Annotated in this window: 13 protein-coding genes; 11 read left to right on the top strand and 2 right to left on the bottom strand. The window is 45.1% G+C overall.

The window, feature by feature from the left end; translation table 11 throughout:
• Positions 1–6 precede the first annotated feature (6 nt).
• The 4 genes from rpsK to CSX02_RS04360 all read left to right on the top strand — a co-directional run bounded on the left by rpsK (position 7) and on the right by CSX02_RS04360 (position 2,729).
• On the top strand, positions 7–402 hold the full coding sequence (gene rpsK / locus CSX02_RS04375) for a 30S ribosomal protein S11 (protein WP_031544167.1): 396 nt from the start codon (positions 7–9) through the stop codon (positions 400–402).
• A gap of 19 nt (positions 403–421) precedes the next feature.
• The gene (rpsD, locus tag CSX02_RS04370; protein WP_031544168.1) at positions 422–1,015 is read left to right on the top strand and encodes a 30S ribosomal protein S4; all 594 of its coding nucleotides are present in this window, start codon (positions 422–424) and stop codon (positions 1,013–1,015) included.
• A 96-nt stretch (positions 1,016–1,111) separates the two neighbouring features.
• Positions 1,112–2,074, top strand: coding sequence for a DNA-directed RNA polymerase subunit alpha (locus CSX02_RS04365; protein ID WP_031544170.1), 963 nt, complete (start codon positions 1,112–1,114; stop codon positions 2,072–2,074).
• A 160-nt stretch (positions 2,075–2,234) separates the two neighbouring features.
• The gene (locus CSX02_RS04360) at positions 2,235–2,729 is read left to right on the top strand and encodes a bL17 family ribosomal protein (RefSeq protein WP_031544171.1); all 495 of its coding nucleotides are present in this window, start codon (positions 2,235–2,237) and stop codon (positions 2,727–2,729) included.
• Positions 2,730–2,790: 61 nt separating this feature from the next.
• On the opposite strand, the gene CSX02_RS04355 is transcribed toward CSX02_RS04360, so the two are convergent.
• The gene (locus CSX02_RS04355; RefSeq protein WP_099385784.1) at positions 2,791–3,348 is read right to left on the bottom strand and encodes a hypothetical protein; all 558 of its coding nucleotides are present in this window, start codon (positions 3,346–3,348) and stop codon (positions 2,791–2,793) included.
• A 180-nt stretch (positions 3,349–3,528) separates the two neighbouring features.
• Here CSX02_RS04355 and CSX02_RS04350 point away from each other — a divergent pair, with 180 nt between their 5' ends.
• Both CSX02_RS04350 and CSX02_RS04345 read left to right on the top strand, forming a co-directional pair.
• On the top strand, positions 3,529–4,554 hold the full coding sequence (locus CSX02_RS04350) for an aldose epimerase family protein (RefSeq protein ID WP_099385783.1): 1,026 nt from the start codon (positions 3,529–3,531) through the stop codon (positions 4,552–4,554).
• Positions 4,555–4,557: 3 nt separating this feature from the next.
• Positions 4,558–5,493 carry a D-2-hydroxyacid dehydrogenase gene (locus tag CSX02_RS04345; protein WP_099385782.1) on the top strand — a complete coding sequence of 312 codons (936 nt, stop codon included), beginning with the start codon at positions 4,558–4,560 and terminating at the stop codon, positions 5,491–5,493.
• Here the strand turns inward: CSX02_RS04345 and CSX02_RS04340 are convergent.
• Positions 5,480–6,442 (bottom strand): zinc dependent phospholipase C family protein, encoded by a 963-nt coding sequence (locus tag CSX02_RS04340; protein WP_099385781.1) that lies wholly within the window; start codon positions 6,440–6,442, stop codon positions 5,480–5,482. The two genes, CSX02_RS04345 and CSX02_RS04340, sit on opposite strands and share 14 nt — an antisense overlap.
• A 104-nt stretch (positions 6,443–6,546) precedes the next feature.
• Between CSX02_RS04340 and CSX02_RS04335 the strand changes: the two genes are divergently transcribed.
• From CSX02_RS04335 to CSX02_RS04315, 5 genes are read left to right on the top strand one after another with little or no spacing between them, the layout of a single operon-like run.
• The gene (locus CSX02_RS04335) at positions 6,547–8,496 is read left to right on the top strand and encodes an LTA synthase family protein (RefSeq protein ID WP_099385780.1); all 1,950 of its coding nucleotides are present in this window, start codon (positions 6,547–6,549) and stop codon (positions 8,494–8,496) included.
• Position 8,497: 1 nt separating this feature from the next.
• Complete coding sequence (locus CSX02_RS14015) at positions 8,498–10,723, top strand: HAD-IA family hydrolase (RefSeq protein ID WP_099385779.1); 2,226 nt, start codon at positions 8,498–8,500, stop codon at positions 10,721–10,723.
• A gap of 17 nt (positions 10,724–10,740) precedes the next feature.
• Positions 10,741–11,622 carry a shikimate dehydrogenase gene (gene aroE, locus CSX02_RS04325; protein ID WP_031544182.1) on the top strand — a complete coding sequence of 294 codons (882 nt, stop codon included), beginning with the start codon at positions 10,741–10,743 and terminating at the stop codon, positions 11,620–11,622.
• Positions 11,619–12,125: a shikimate kinase gene (locus CSX02_RS04320; protein WP_031544184.1), complete on the top strand. Its 507-nt coding sequence runs from the start codon at positions 11,619–11,621 to the stop codon at positions 12,123–12,125. The genes aroE and CSX02_RS04320 overlap by 4 nt, the downstream gene beginning before the upstream one ends.
• Positions 12,126–12,129: 4 nt before the next feature.
• A complete protein-coding gene (locus CSX02_RS04315; protein ID WP_099385778.1) occupies positions 12,130–14,265 on the top strand; it encodes a transglycosylase domain-containing protein in 2,136 nt (711 codons plus the stop codon).
• Positions 14,266–14,277: the final 12 nt, after the last annotated feature.

Genomic DNA, 14,277 nt, shown 5'->3' with positions numbered 1-14,277 from the left:
TTAGATATGGCTAAGACAGTTGCAAAGAAAGTAACAAAAAAGCGTGTTAAGAAAAATATCGAGCGCGGCCAGGTACATATTCAGGCATCTTTCAACAACACTATCGTAACTATTACCGATAGCGAAGGAAATGCTTTATCTTGGGCAAGCGCTGGCGGACTCGGATTCAGAGGATCAAAGAAGTCTACCCCATATGCTGCACAGATGGCAGCAGAGACAGCTGCAAAGGCAGCTATTCCACACGGTTTAAAGACCGTTGAAGTTATGGTTAAGGGACCAGGTTCAGGTCGTGAGGCAGCAATTCGTGCACTCGCAGCTTGTGGTCTTGAAGTTACTTCTATTAAGGATGTAACTCCGGTACCTCATAACGGATGCCGTCCACCAAAGCGTAGAAGAGTCTAATTAGGAGGTAGAATAAGAAATGGCAGTTAATAAGACACCTGTATTGAAAAGATGCAGATCCCTTGGTTTAGAGCCAAGTTATTTAGGATATGATAAGAAGTCCAGAAGAAACTTAAACAGATCAAGCCGTAAGGTATCTGAGTACGGACTTCAGTTAAGAGAAAAGCAGAAGGCAAAGTTCATCTATGGTGTACTTGAGAAGCCTTTCCGCAACTACTATGAGAAGGCAGATAAGATGCGCGGACTTACCGGTCCTAACCTTATGACCATCTTAGAGAGCCGTCTTGATAACGTAGTTTTCCGTCTTGGATGGGCTAGAACCCGTAAGGAAGCTCGTCAGATCGTTGACCACAAGTTCGTTACCGTAAACGGTAAGGTTGTAAACATCCCTTCATACCTTGTAAAGGCAGGAGATGTTGTTGAGGTTAAGGAATCTAAGAAGACAATCCAGAGAATGAAAGATATCGTTGAAGTTACCAGCGGACGTATCGTTCCGGAATGGTTAGACGGAGATATCGAGAAGCTTCAGGCTACAGTTAAGGAACTCCCAACTCGTGAGCAGATTGACGTTCCTGTAGACGAGATGCTTATCGTCGAGTTGTACTCTAAGTAAGAATTGATTTTCGTGTCTGGTTTCATATATTTTGCTATATGGAACCGGATGCGTTTTTGTACTTTATAAGACGATAACAAAAAAGGAGGACAAATCGTGTTCGATTTTGAAAAGCCAACGATTGAAATTGCAGAAATTTCAGAAGACAAAAAGTATGGTCGCTTTGTGGTAGAGCCTTTAGAGAGAGGTTATGGTACTACACTTGGTAACTCCTTAAGAAGAATTATGCTTTCTTCTTTACCGGGAGCAGCAGTTAGCCAGGTTAAGATCGACGGAGTTCTTCATGAGTTCAGTTCGATTCCGGGTGTCAAAGAAGACGTTACCGAAATCATCATGAACATCAAGAATATTGCAATTCGCAATAATAGTTCTACAAACGAGCCTAAGATTGCTTATATCGAGTTTGAAGGTGAAGGTGTGGTTACCGCCGGAGATATCCAGGTGGATCCTGACATCGAAATCATCAACCCGGATTTGGTTATTGCGCACTTGAACGGTGGTGCTGATTCTAAGCTCTATGCTGAGCTTACCATCACAAAGGGCAGAGGATATGTCAGTGCAGACAAGAACAAATCGGAAGATACTCCGATTGGTGTCATCGCTGTAGATTCTATCTATACACCGGTTGAGCGTGTAAATCTGACTGTAGAGAATACTCGTGTAGGTCAGGTGACCGATTATGATAAGCTGACATTGGATGTATATACCAATGGTGCAATCGATCCGGATGAGGCAGTAAGTCTTTCTTCTAAGGTATTATGCGAGCATTTGAAGCTCTTTATCGACCTTTCAGATGTTGGTATCGGTGCCGAAGTTATGACTGACAAGCCGGATGATGAGACCGGAAAGATCCTTGATCTGAACATTGACGAACTTGAACTTTCTGTTCGTTCATACAACTGCTTGAAGAGAGCCGGCATCAATACTGTTGCTGAGCTTATCAACAAGACTCCGGAAGACATGATGAAGGTTCGTAACCTTGGACGCAAGTCTTTGGACGAAGTACTTCTGAAGCTGAAGGAATTAGGATTACACCTGAATCAGGGTGAAGATGCATAAATTGCCTCGTGCAATTTCGCATATACGGTGCAGAAACAGTAAGACTAAATAGCATGGAGTATGTCCCGAAACCGATGAAAATCGGCGTAACAAATCAATTGGTATTTCGTAAGTAAGACCAAAGTGCATTGCGGAATCCCTCGAAATGGAGGAAAACAAAATGGCAAAGTATCGTAAGTTAAGCAGAACTTCTTCTCAGAGAAAGGCTCTCCTGAGAGGACAGGTTACACAGCTCATTCAGCACGGCAAGATCGTTACTACCGAAGCTAAGGCTAAGGAAGTAAAGAAGATTGCTGAAGGTCTGATTGCAGCTGCAATCCGCGAGAAGGACAACTTCGATGAAGTTACCGTAACTGCTAAGGTTGCTCGCAAGGATAAGGATGGCAAGCGTGTGAAGGAAGTTGTAGACGGAAAGAAAGTTACCGTTTATGATGAAGTTCAGAAGACAATCAAGAAGGATCAGCCTTCCCGTCTTCATGCTCGTCGTCAGATGCTCAAGGTTCTTTACACTGTTGAAGGTGAAGACCTTTGCAAGAAGCTTTTTGAGGAGTACGCTCCAAAGTATGCATCTCGCAACGGTGGTTACACCAGAATCGTAAAGATTGCACAGCGTAAAGGTGACGGAGCTTTAGAAGTTCTTCTTGAGCTTGTATAATTGCAAACGTGAAAAGGAAAAAGACTCTGCGAAAGCAGAGTCTTTTTTCAAAGGATAAAGATTATAAAACGATATTTATAGTCTGACCGCTTCCGGTCATATTCGCATAAATGGTATCACGGGTGGCCTGATTCATCCGTTTGGAAATGGTGCCGGCCATTTTGGTAAATTCACTTTCTTTCGAAAACAATTTTCCGATTTCTTTTGCATCTACTGTTTTGATATAGGTTTCATTCAGATTCAATGAACCGTCATCTTCTATCGAGATTCCGATTTTGGACAAATCTTCTTTATATTTTTCCGAAAGATCTTTTAACTGTTTTGCATACCGACGGTTGTCCGGGTTCTTTGAAGCGGATGTAAGCGTATTGTTGTAAGTATCAACATAGGCTTTTACGGAATTGGCAAGGCCCTCCACATTGGCATCTTCCGCATAATTGGAATGCGTAATCCGCGAAGACGCACGGCGAAGCGCGCGCGAATCTTCATAATTCAATTCGAGCGTAGAATAATTCTTTCTTCTTGATGCTTTCGTCGCAGCGGTATTTGCCTGATAATAATTGCGCAAATAGTAATCGCTTGGCAGCGTTACGCCTGTGGAAACTTTTGTTGCAGCCATCATTCACCTCCGTGTGAAAAACAGTCCCATGTATATCTTATATCGGCATGTTGTAAGAAAAATAAACCCCTTGAAAGAAAAAAAGCAAAGATTCGGATGCGTATGGGGATAAAATGCGGTAAAATATAGTTTGGTCAGAGGGGAACAAGAAAAGAAGATTTCGAAAAGGAGAATTCGAGGATGAAAGTATTTGGAAAAGTCGGTAACGAAACCGCACATCTGTATGAATTGCGGGGCAAAAACGGACTCCGTGCAGAGGTAACGGAGTATGGTGCAACACTGGTCAGCCTGTATGCACCGGACAAGGATGGAAAGGAAGTAGATGTTGTATGTGGATATGACACTGCTGAAGAATATGTAAAGGGAACCTGTTATTTTGGAGCAACCGTCGGCAGAAATGCAAACCGCATTGCAAATGCATGCTGTATCATTGACGGGAAAGAAATCAAGCTGGAACAGAATGATAATGAAAATAATCTGCACAGCGGTAAGAACGGTTTGAGCAAGCGCATGTGGAATGTAAAGGAAGCAAGCGATCAGGCAATCACATTTGCAATTCGTGACGAAGCATTTTCAGATGATTTTCCGGGAAATCTCGATGTCGAAGTGACCTATTCTGTGACCGATGAGAATGCAATTGAAATTCACTATCATGCGGTCAGCGATGCAGACACCGTATGTAATTTTACCAATCACAGCTATTTCAATCTGAATGGTCAAGCAAGCGGATTGGTATACGGACATAAATTGGAACTGGCATCAAATGCATTTACACCGGACATTGATTCCAAGGCGATTCCGACAGGAGAAATCAGAGATGTCACCGGAACGGTATTTGATTTCAGAAACGGCAGAACCATTGGACAGGATGTGGACAGTGACGATGAGCAGATTCAGTTCGTCGGTGGTTACGATCATAATTTTGTCATCGACCAGAGCAAAGATTTCACAGCACGCGTATATGGCGATCAGACGGGAATCGCGATGGAGATGACAACCGATTTGCCGGGCGTACAGCTTTATACCGGCAACTATATTGGTGGACAGGTTGGCAAAGGCGGTATCACTTACCAAAGACGCGGGGCATTGTGTCTCGAGAGCCAGTATTTCCCGAACAGTGTCAACCAGGACAATTTTGAATCAGCAATTTTAAAGAAGGGCGATGTGTACGATACAACAACGGCATATCGATTTTATACGGTATAACAAATGAAAATCGTTTTTTTGGATCGAAAATCAATTGGAGAAGATATTGACTTGAGCGGATTTGCTCAGCTTGGGGAAGTGGAATTTTACGATTTTTCTTCGAAAGAGGAAGCGCGCGAAAGAACAAAGACAGCAGACGTCATTGTATTAAACAAAGTAGAAATCAATGAAGAAACCATTGGTGAGGCAGAGCATCTGAAACTGGTATGCGTAACCGCGACCGGTACCAATAATCTCGACAAAGAATATCTGGCAGAACGCGGAATCGAATGGCGCAATGTCGCAGGATATTCGACAGAGACGGTGGCACAGCATACATTTGCACTGCTCTTTTATCTCATGGAACATCTGTCCTATTATGATGAATATGTCAAATCGGAAAAGTATGTCAATGATGTCAGCTTTACCCATTTCGCAATGCATTTCCATGAGCTGGCGGGCAAGACCTGGGGAATCATCGGACTTGGCAATATCGGCCGTCGTGTTGCAGATCTGGCAAAGGCATTTGGTTGCCGCGTGATTTATTATTCGACAAGTGGCCGTAATCAACAGGATGGATATGAGAGAGTGGAATTGGATGAGCTCCTTGGCACTTCGGATATTGTGTCGGTTCATGCACCGCTCAACGAGGCAACAAATGGTTTGATGTCCAAAGAAGCATTCGCCAAAATGAAAAAAAGTGCCATTTTCATCAACGTCGGACGTGGGCCGATTGTCGATGAACAGGCACTTGCTGATGCGCTGAATGAGAATCGGATTGCAGCAGCGGGACTTGATGTATTATCGGTGGAACCGATGAGTGAAGACAATCCGCTTCGGCAGATCAAGGATTCTCAGAGATTACTGATCACCCCACATATCGCATGGGCTTCCGTGGAGGCACGCACGCGACTGATGGAGATCATTCAAAATCAAATCAAAGAATTTATGGAAGATTAAGTGGCAATCCGCTCAAAAATGAGCGTCCACCGTAGTGATCCTGTAATTTTTTTAAACTCTCCGGTGTGTAACCGTCGCGAATGCTGTCATAATACAGATGAATGCGTGTGCGGTAGAGCCGGAGAGCTTTTTTGTATAAATCAAAAAAGCCTTCGCGGGATGACTTGCCGGTCCATGGATGCTGCCAGAAACGGCGCGACAGATTCAGCGGATCCGGCACAAAATGAAAGCTGTCGGAAGGCAGCATAGCGGAAATAAAAGGACGGTTGATTGCTATTTTTTCAAGGAAACGTACCAATACCTTTTTCTGGCCGGAAGGATCCCGCAGCAGGCGCGTACCGATTTTCATCCACTGTGTGGCATGCCGCACCTGAGTTTTGGTGACATGATATTCCGGAAACGTATTGTGATAAGCATAAGTCAGCATTTCCGAGATGACATGTTTTTGCAATTGGTTCAGATGAATCGTCGCATTCTGATGGAACTGTGACGGATAGATATGCTTGAAACGATAGAGCAATACATTGTCCAGTTCCGTTTCAAAATATGCATGCTGTCCGAAATATTCGACATCCTTTGGTTTGTTGGCCGGATCCATATTGGTAAATGCGTAGACATACGGATGGACAAGGCAATCGAGTGTATAATGCCCCATGAAACCGGTCAGATAAGCGTCGGCGATTCCCAGATAAACCGGATCGCCTGCAAACAGATTGCGGCTTTCCAGCAGAGCGGAAAAAAACCGATCGGTTGCATGGTCGTGCGCGAGCGCACCGAGATTCTTTTGATGCAGGAGATAAGACGGCAAATAATAGAAAAACACATCCGGTCCTTGCAGACCCAGCGCAAATGCTGCATGATTTTTGCGTAAATTTTTTTTGATACTACCGTTTGGCAGTCCCTGAAAGACATTGACACCAAACAGATAATGTGTGACAAAACCGGGCATATAATCCCCTCCTTAAGCAACTGTATTATATCATCAATTGATGCGCATTGCATCACGATTCACAGCATTGATTTTACTTGTGGTTTCGTGGTATAACTAAGTTTATGAGATTAGAATTAGAACATAACAGAAAAAACTGGATATGGATTGGAATTGCAGCGGTTCTTGAGCTGATCATATATCTGCTTGGCTCACCGGCGCCATGGGCATTTGGCATGGCACTTGCGGGGACCTATCTGATTATCACGCTCAAGATTACAGTCGAGGACAAATACAAATATATTCCGGCAGGCATTATTCTCGTGGGTGGCGCGATTGGCACCATGTTTGCCTGTCAATATGTCATTTTGGACAAAGATAATTTCATGAAGACATCGGATCAGAAACTGTTCGTCAATGTCGTTCTGGTATTGTCTGTCTACCTGGTGGTGATGCTGATTACGAATCGACCGGCCGTTACCTGCATGATTGCACACAGTCTGCTGTTAATCTGGGCATTTGTCGATTATTTCGTATATCAGTTCCGGCAGAATGAATTTACATTTTCTGATTTCAAAGCAACGGCGACGGGCCTTTCAGTGGCATCCAAGTATCGGGTTCATCTGCATCCGCACGGGGCTCTGGTGCTGTTTGCAACCATTTTGCTGTTTGCACTGGCATGGAAGCTGAATGTTTCATTTGAATCGCGTAAGCAGACTTCGGTCGTCTGCGCACTTACAGCAGCACTTTGTGTTGTGACCGTGATCCTGAATTCCGCAGATGTGAATACGGAGACATGGGAACTCAAAGGCAGTTATCGCAACGGCTACTTCTTTAACTTTGTTCTCGGGATTCGAGACAGTTTTATCCGCGCACCGAAAGGATATAGCGAGGAAGCAATTCACGCCTTGGAGGAAGAATACGGACAGCCGGATGTGACATCCTCATCACAAAAAAAGCCGACGATTATTGTCGTGATGAACGAATCATATGCGGATTTGCAGGTGTTGGGAGAATTTGAAACCAATCTCAAACCGCAGACCTACTTTCAATCACTGAAGAGAAATACCATCCACGGATATGCACTGTCTTCGGTATTCGGCGCCAAAACACCGAATTCGGAATGGGAATATATGACAGGCAACAGCATGGCATTTTTGCCGACCGGATCGGTCGTATACCAGCAGTATCTGCAGGAAGATGCGACTTCGATGGTATCGCTGCTCAAGAACAATGGCTATACCTGTGTGGCCATGCATCCCTATTATGAGACCGGCTGGAGCCGCAATCAGGTTTATCCGGCACTGGGATTCGATGAGATGTATTTCATCGATGATTTCCCGCAAAAGAATATCGTGCGTGAATATATTGCCGACGAAGAATTATATGACAAAATCATCGCGCGTTATAAACAAAAAGATCCGCAGGAGTCACTGTTTATGATGACGGTCACAATGCAGAACCACGGTGGCTATGCGACAGAGTATGATAATTTTCGGGAAGAGGTGCACAAGATCGGACGCTCTTATACGGATGCGAATCAGTATCTGTCATTGCTGAAAGTCAGTGATGATGCACTGCAAAAATTAATCGGCTATTTCTCATCGGTCGATGAACCTGTGGAGATTGTATTTTTTGGAGATCATCAGCCGAGCCTGGCAGAGGGATTCTATAGAATTATCACAGGAAAAGGCCTGAGTGATTTGAATATTGAACAGACAGAAAATTATTATAAGGTTCCGTTTTTTATCTGGACGAATTATGAACAGCCGGAGCAGGAAGTGGAGCTGACCAGCCTGAATTTTCTTTCGGAATACACACTTGAGCAGGCCGGCATTACACTGACTCCTTATGAGAAGTTCTTAAAAGATTTTCGAGAACATATTCCGGCAATCAATTCGGTCGGATATTATTCCAAGACCGTATGCGGCTTCCGCAAATTGTCAGAGGCCACAGGTGAGGAAGCGGAATGGATACAAAAATACCGGATCTTGCAATACAATAGTATGTTTGACAGCAAGAACCGCAGCAAAGTATTTTTCCCATATATTACAGAGCAAAAGAAAGAAGAATAACATGCGATTAAAAGACTTGCTTGTATATGACAATATCATAATCCAATGTCATAATGACCCGGATGCGGATACCATCGGAAGTGGATTTGCATTGCATACCTATCTGCATGAGCAGGGTAAAAAAGTGGCACTGGTATACAGTGGAAAGAATCGGATTCGAAAAAGCAACCTGATCAAGATGATTGAGAAACTTCAGATTCCGATCCGCTATGTCGAGACGGTGTCGGACTGCGATTTGCTGATTACAGTGGATTGTCAGTATGGCGAAGGCAACGTGGCTTTTTTGCCTGCCAAAAATGTTGCCATCATTGATCATCATATGATTTCGACAGAGCTGCCGGATCTGGCTGAAGTGCGCAGTCATCTGGCGTCCTGTGCGACACTGGTATGGGCGATGCTGCGCGAGGAAGGATTCGATGTCAATAAACACCGCAATGTGGCGACGGCGCTGTATTACGGTCTGTATATGGATACCGGAGGACTGGTCGAAATCTCTCATCCGATGGACAGGGACTTCCGCGACCAGATTATCTATGACGGACAGTTGATTTCATTTCTGCGCAATTCGAACCTCTCGATTGACGAACTTGAGATTGCGGGAACCGCATTGCTGAGAACGGATTTCATGGAGGAGCATCGTTGTGCCATCGTCAAGGCAAACCAGTGTGACCCGAATATCCTCGGTATCATCAGCGACCTGGTGTTGGAGGTTGATGTGGTCGATACCTGTGTGGTATTTGCACAGCAACCGACCGGAATCAAGTTTTCGGTGCGAAGCTGTATCCGGGAAGTCATGGCGGATGAGATGGCGGAGGAGCTGGCGAAAGGAATCGGCTCCGGAGGCGGACATACCGAAAAGGCCGGAGGTTTCATCCGATATCAGCTGTTTACACCGGAATACGAACGCTTCTGCAAGAGCCACGGGATGATACCGCGATTCGAGATGGATCGGGACGGCAAAACCGCCATCCCGGTGGCAAGTGGATGCAAAGCATTTTTACAGGATCGTATCCGCAATTATTTTCAGAATACATCTATCATTGATGCAAGTACATTTGACGCAAATGACATGCACTTTGATACCTATAAACGCCGCAACATTGCATATGGTTATGTGGAGTCGACCAGGCTATTTCCGGTTGGCACCCGCGTGCGTGTGCGTTCAATGGAAGAGGATGACTTAATCATTACCGTGCAGGAGCAGATGCTGTTCCTGATTGGTGATCACGGAGATGTCAATGCCATCAGTCGCAGTATCTTCGATGCGGATTATCGGACAGTAGACTGGAAGTTTGCATTGAAATCTTCGGAATACGAGCCGACCATCCGTGTAGACGAAGAGGGCTCAGAGGCGATTTCACTTTTGAATTGTGCCAAGGTCTGTATTCCGGAGAGGGAAGAAACGGTGACGGCAGCCCGCCTTGAAAAAAATATCAAACTGTTTGACCTCTGGGATACAAGGGCATATCGCAAAGGTGACAAGGGTGATTATCTTCTGATGCGTAACAATTCCGCACAGGATCTTTATATCATCGAAAAAGAAATGTTTGAAAACCGCTACCAGCCGGTCAACAACAGCGCTGAAAAGGTGGAAGCGGTGGTATTCGATCTCGACGGAACGCTGCTGAATACGATTGACGATCTCGCAGATGCGGTGAATGCAGCGCTGACAAAGGTGGGAGAACCAAACCGCACCCGCAAGGAAGTGCAAAGCTTTGTCGGAAACGGTGTCGGTCTGCTGATGGAGCGAAGTGTCATCGGCGGAAAGCAGAATCCAAAATTTGAGGCAGCTTTTGTGGCATTCAAGGAATATTATCAGGCACATAGTCTGGATAAAACCATGCCATATCCGGGTATCATGGGACTCGTACACGAATTGCGGCACCGTGGCATCAAAATGGCAATTGTATCAAACAAACTCGATCCGGCAGTCAAGGATCTCGCACAGGTCTTTTTTAAGGATGTCATCGATGTGGCAATCGGAGAGCGTCCGGGGGTACAGCGCAAACCGGCGAAGGATACGGTTGTGGAGGCATTAAAAGAGCTGAATGTTTCGGTAGAACATGCGATTTATGTCGGCGATTCCGAAGTGGATATTCAGACGGCGCAGAATGCCGGCATGTCATGCATCAGCGTCAGCTGGGGATTTAAGAGCAAGAGTTTTTTGGAGAAGCAGGGAGCACAGGCAATCATCGATATGCCTGCTGAATTGCTTCGTTATGTATAACGGAAAGGATTTGACAAATGGAAGCACGAATTTCAGGAACTACGACCATGCTTGGCCTCATTGGCAATCCGGTGGGGCATTCCGGTTCGCCGGCCATTTACAATTATGCATTTGCAAAACTGGGAATTGACTATGCTTATCTTGCATTTCAAATCGACATAGACCGGGTAGGCGATGCAATGGCAGCTATGCGTACGTTTCAGATGCGTGGATGCAATGTGACTTATCCGTGCAAAATCGAGGTGATGCAGTATATGGATGTGCTCTCACCGGCAGCGGAGATGATTGGTGCGGTAAATACCATTGTCAACGAAGATGGAAAGCTGCATGGATATAATACGGATGGCGAAGGGCTTGTAATGGATCTGCACGATCATGGCATCGACATCAAGGGAAAATCCGTCATGATTTGCGGCGGTGGCGGAGCTGCTACATCCATTCAGGTGCAGTGTGCATTGGACGGTGCGAGAGAATTGTATTTCTTTAATCGTCCGGGCAAATCGTTTGAGCGCGCAAAAGCGATTGCAGAGGAAATCCAAAAGAAAGTCAAGGATGTACAGATTCATTTGTGTGATATTACCGATGAGGAAGCCCTGCGTGATGCCATGCAGACAGTGGATATCCTGATCAATGCGACTTCAGTCGGAATGAAACCGATGGATGATCAAAGTATTATCACACATCCGGAATATTTCAGACCGGATATGGTGGTTTATGATGTAGTTTACAATCCGGTTGAGACCAGATTGCTGCGCGAGGCAAAGGCGGCAGGCTGTCGGGTACTCGGCGGAAAAGGGATGCTTCTGTGGCAGGCAGCACGCGCATTCCTGTTATATACAGGGCAGGAGATGCCGGTGGAAGCGGTAAAGGCATATTGCTTTGGTGAGGAGACAAAATGAAAAAGAATCTGTTTCTAATAGGATTTATGGGTTGTGGCAAGAGTACCATCGCCGCCCTTTTGGCAGAAGAACTGCAGATGAAGCTCGTCGAGATGGATGAGCAAATCGAGCAGGAAGCCGGAATGAGCATCGCAGATATTTTTGAACAATACGGCGAAGCTGATTTTCGAGAGCGGGAGACTGCATTGCTTCACCGCATTCGTCAGGAGGGGAATTGCGTGGTATCCTGCGGAGGCGGTGTGCCGATGCGTGTGGAAAACGTACAGGCGATGCGTGCCGGGGGCAGGATTATTTATCTGAAAACCTCTCCGCAGGTGATTTATGAGCGGATAAAAGATACAACAAACCGTCCTCTTTTGAACGACCATATGAATGTGGAATATATTGCAACACTGATGGAACAGCGCAAGCCAAAATATGAAGAGGCAGCAGATCTGACCATTGTGACAGACCAAAAGACGGTCGCAGAAGTTTGCAAAGAAATGGTAGATAAGCTAAACTAAATATATGGCAAAGAATCAAAAAACAAAAAAGAAGAAACATCGTGTCTTCTGGGGTTTTATAAAAGTTCAGATTGTTCTGATGACACTTGTGATGATTGCAGTCGGCTATTATTTTGTGGGCGGATATGCAAAGCAGGTGGATTCTCTACGGCACAAAGCGCATGAGCTGGTGGTAAATTCCGACCCTTCTGCTTTTGTGCCTTCTCAAACTGTGACTGTTTATGCTGCAAACGGAGATGTGATTTCCGAAAAGAAAAGTGCGAAGCAGACCGGATATGTCGCATATGAAGATATCCCGGCCGATTTCGTGACGGCCATTATCAGCATCGAAGATAAAAAATTTTATTCTCACAACGGCGTAGATATCAAGGGCTTGCTGCGAGCGGTCAAAGCCATGCTCAAAAATGGTGAGGTGACACAGGGAGGCAGCACGATTACAATGCAGCTGGCAAAACTGATCTATATGGATGTGAGCAGGCGTGACTGGCAATACAAGATTGAACAAATGGCGATTGCCATGGAGCTTGAAAAAATCTACAGCAAAAATAAAATCATGGAATTTTATTTGAACAATATTTATTTTGCAAATGGATATTATGGAATTGTTGCGGCCTGTAAAGGATATTTCAATTGTGAGCTGTCTGACCTGACGGTATCACAGGTTGCTTTTTTGCTGGCAATTCCAAACAGCCCGACCTACTATGATCCGCTGACCAATTATGACAATACCATCAAACGTCGGAATCTGATTTTGCGGAATATGCGAGAGGATGGCAAAATCTCAGAACGCGATTACGAGAATGCAGTCAATGAGATTATCATTCTCGATCACCCGGAGGATGAAGTCGAAAAGTGGAACAATTATGTGGATACCTATACCTATTATTGTGCCACACGCGCATTGATGGAGGCGAACGGATTCGAATTCAAGCAGGACTTCGAGACCGAGGAAGAGGAGAAAGAATACGACGAAGCATATGATGAACAATTTGCGCGTTACCAGAAGCAATTGTTCTCCAAGGGATATTCGATTTATACTTCCATCGACATGGACAAACAAAATGCATTGCAGGAGACCATTGATAAACGGCTGAAGCAATTCAAAGGCAAGAATGATGAGGGTATCTATGAGATGCAGTCGTCCGCGGTTACCATCGACAACGATACCGGAATGGTGGTTGCAATTGTGGGCGGCCGTTCGCAGGATTTCTCATCCTATACGCTGAATCGCGCATATCAGAGTCATCGCCAGCCGGGAAGCTCAATCAAGCCACTGATTGTATATACACCATGTTTTGAAAACGGTTATACCAAGGACAGCAAAATCGTAGACGAAAAATTCAAAGACGGCCCGAAAAATGCGGCGAACATATACTATGGTGATGTGACCATCGATTTTGCTGTGCAGCAGTCGCTCAATACAGTTGCATGGAAATTGTATGAAGAGCTGACACCGGAGGTGGGACTGAGCTATCTGCGCAAGATGAATTTCAATGGAATTGTCGATGAGGATTATATTTTGCCAACCTGCCTCGGCGGTTTTACGAAAGGCGTGTCTTCACTTGAGATGGCAAGTGCTTACAGTGCGCTCGAAAATGATGGTGTCTATCGTGAACCATCCTGTGTCCGTTCAATTGTGGATAAAGATCAGAATGTGGTATACAAATATGAGCCGCTGGAACAGATTGTTTATACGGAGACGGCAGCGCGCATGATGACAGAGGTTCTCACGCATGTATTCAAAGGGACTGCGCGAGACTTTGAACTCGACAATCATATGCCGGCAGCAGTCAAAACCGGTACGACCAACGACAGCAAAGACAGTTGGTTCGTAGGATATACGCGTTATTATACGACTGCTGTGTGGGTGGGATTTGATATGCCAAAGACTATCGAGAATCTTACCAAAGAGAAATATTCATCACACATCTGGCAGGATTATATGAATCACATTCACGAGGGATTGTCACCGCTGAAATTTCTGCCGTATGCAAAGTTGTCTGATGATTTTAACCGCGAGCAGTCACGCGATGATCAATCCGAAAACCGTGATGATGAGGATGAGCAGGAGCAGCAGGAAAACAATGAAAATCAGGATGACCGGGATCATGCGGATGACGCGGATCATGACGCGGAATAAGACAAAAAATAA

Origin of the sequence: Agathobacter ruminis (assembly GCF_002735305.1) — a bacterium.
In the GTDB taxonomy this organism is placed as follows: Bacteria; Bacillota; Clostridia; order Lachnospirales; family Lachnospiraceae; genus Roseburia; species Roseburia ruminis.
This window is presented reverse-complemented; position numbering and strand designations above follow the sequence as displayed.

Coding starts and splice junctions, on each gene's coding strand:
- rpsK (WP_031544167.1), top strand. CDS start 7: ATGGCTAAGACAGTTGCAAAGAAAGTAACAAAAAAGCGTGTTAAGAAA.
- rpsD (WP_031544168.1), top strand. CDS start 422: ATGGCAGTTAATAAGACACCTGTATTGAAAAGATGCAGATCCCTTGGT.
- CSX02_RS04360 (WP_031544171.1), top strand. CDS start 2,235: ATGGCAAAGTATCGTAAGTTAAGCAGAACTTCTTCTCAGAGAAAGGCT.
- CSX02_RS04355 (WP_099385784.1), bottom strand. CDS start 3,348: ATGGCTGCAACAAAAGTTTCCACAGGCGTAACGCTGCCAAGCGATTAC.
- CSX02_RS04350 (WP_099385783.1), top strand. CDS start 3,529: ATGAAAGTATTTGGAAAAGTCGGTAACGAAACCGCACATCTGTATGAA.
- CSX02_RS04345 (WP_099385782.1), top strand. CDS start 4,558: ATGAAAATCGTTTTTTTGGATCGAAAATCAATTGGAGAAGATATTGAC.
- CSX02_RS04340 (WP_099385781.1), bottom strand. CDS start 6,442: ATGCCCGGTTTTGTCACACATTATCTGTTTGGTGTCAATGTCTTTCAG.
- CSX02_RS04335 (WP_099385780.1), top strand. CDS start 6,547: ATGAGATTAGAATTAGAACATAACAGAAAAAACTGGATATGGATTGGA.
- CSX02_RS14015 (WP_099385779.1), top strand. CDS start 8,498: ATGCGATTAAAAGACTTGCTTGTATATGACAATATCATAATCCAATGT.
- aroE (WP_031544182.1), top strand. CDS start 10,741: ATGGAAGCACGAATTTCAGGAACTACGACCATGCTTGGCCTCATTGGC.
- CSX02_RS04320 (WP_031544184.1), top strand. CDS start 11,619: ATGAAAAAGAATCTGTTTCTAATAGGATTTATGGGTTGTGGCAAGAGT.
- CSX02_RS04315 (WP_099385778.1), top strand. CDS start 12,130: ATGGCAAAGAATCAAAAAACAAAAAAGAAGAAACATCGTGTCTTCTGG.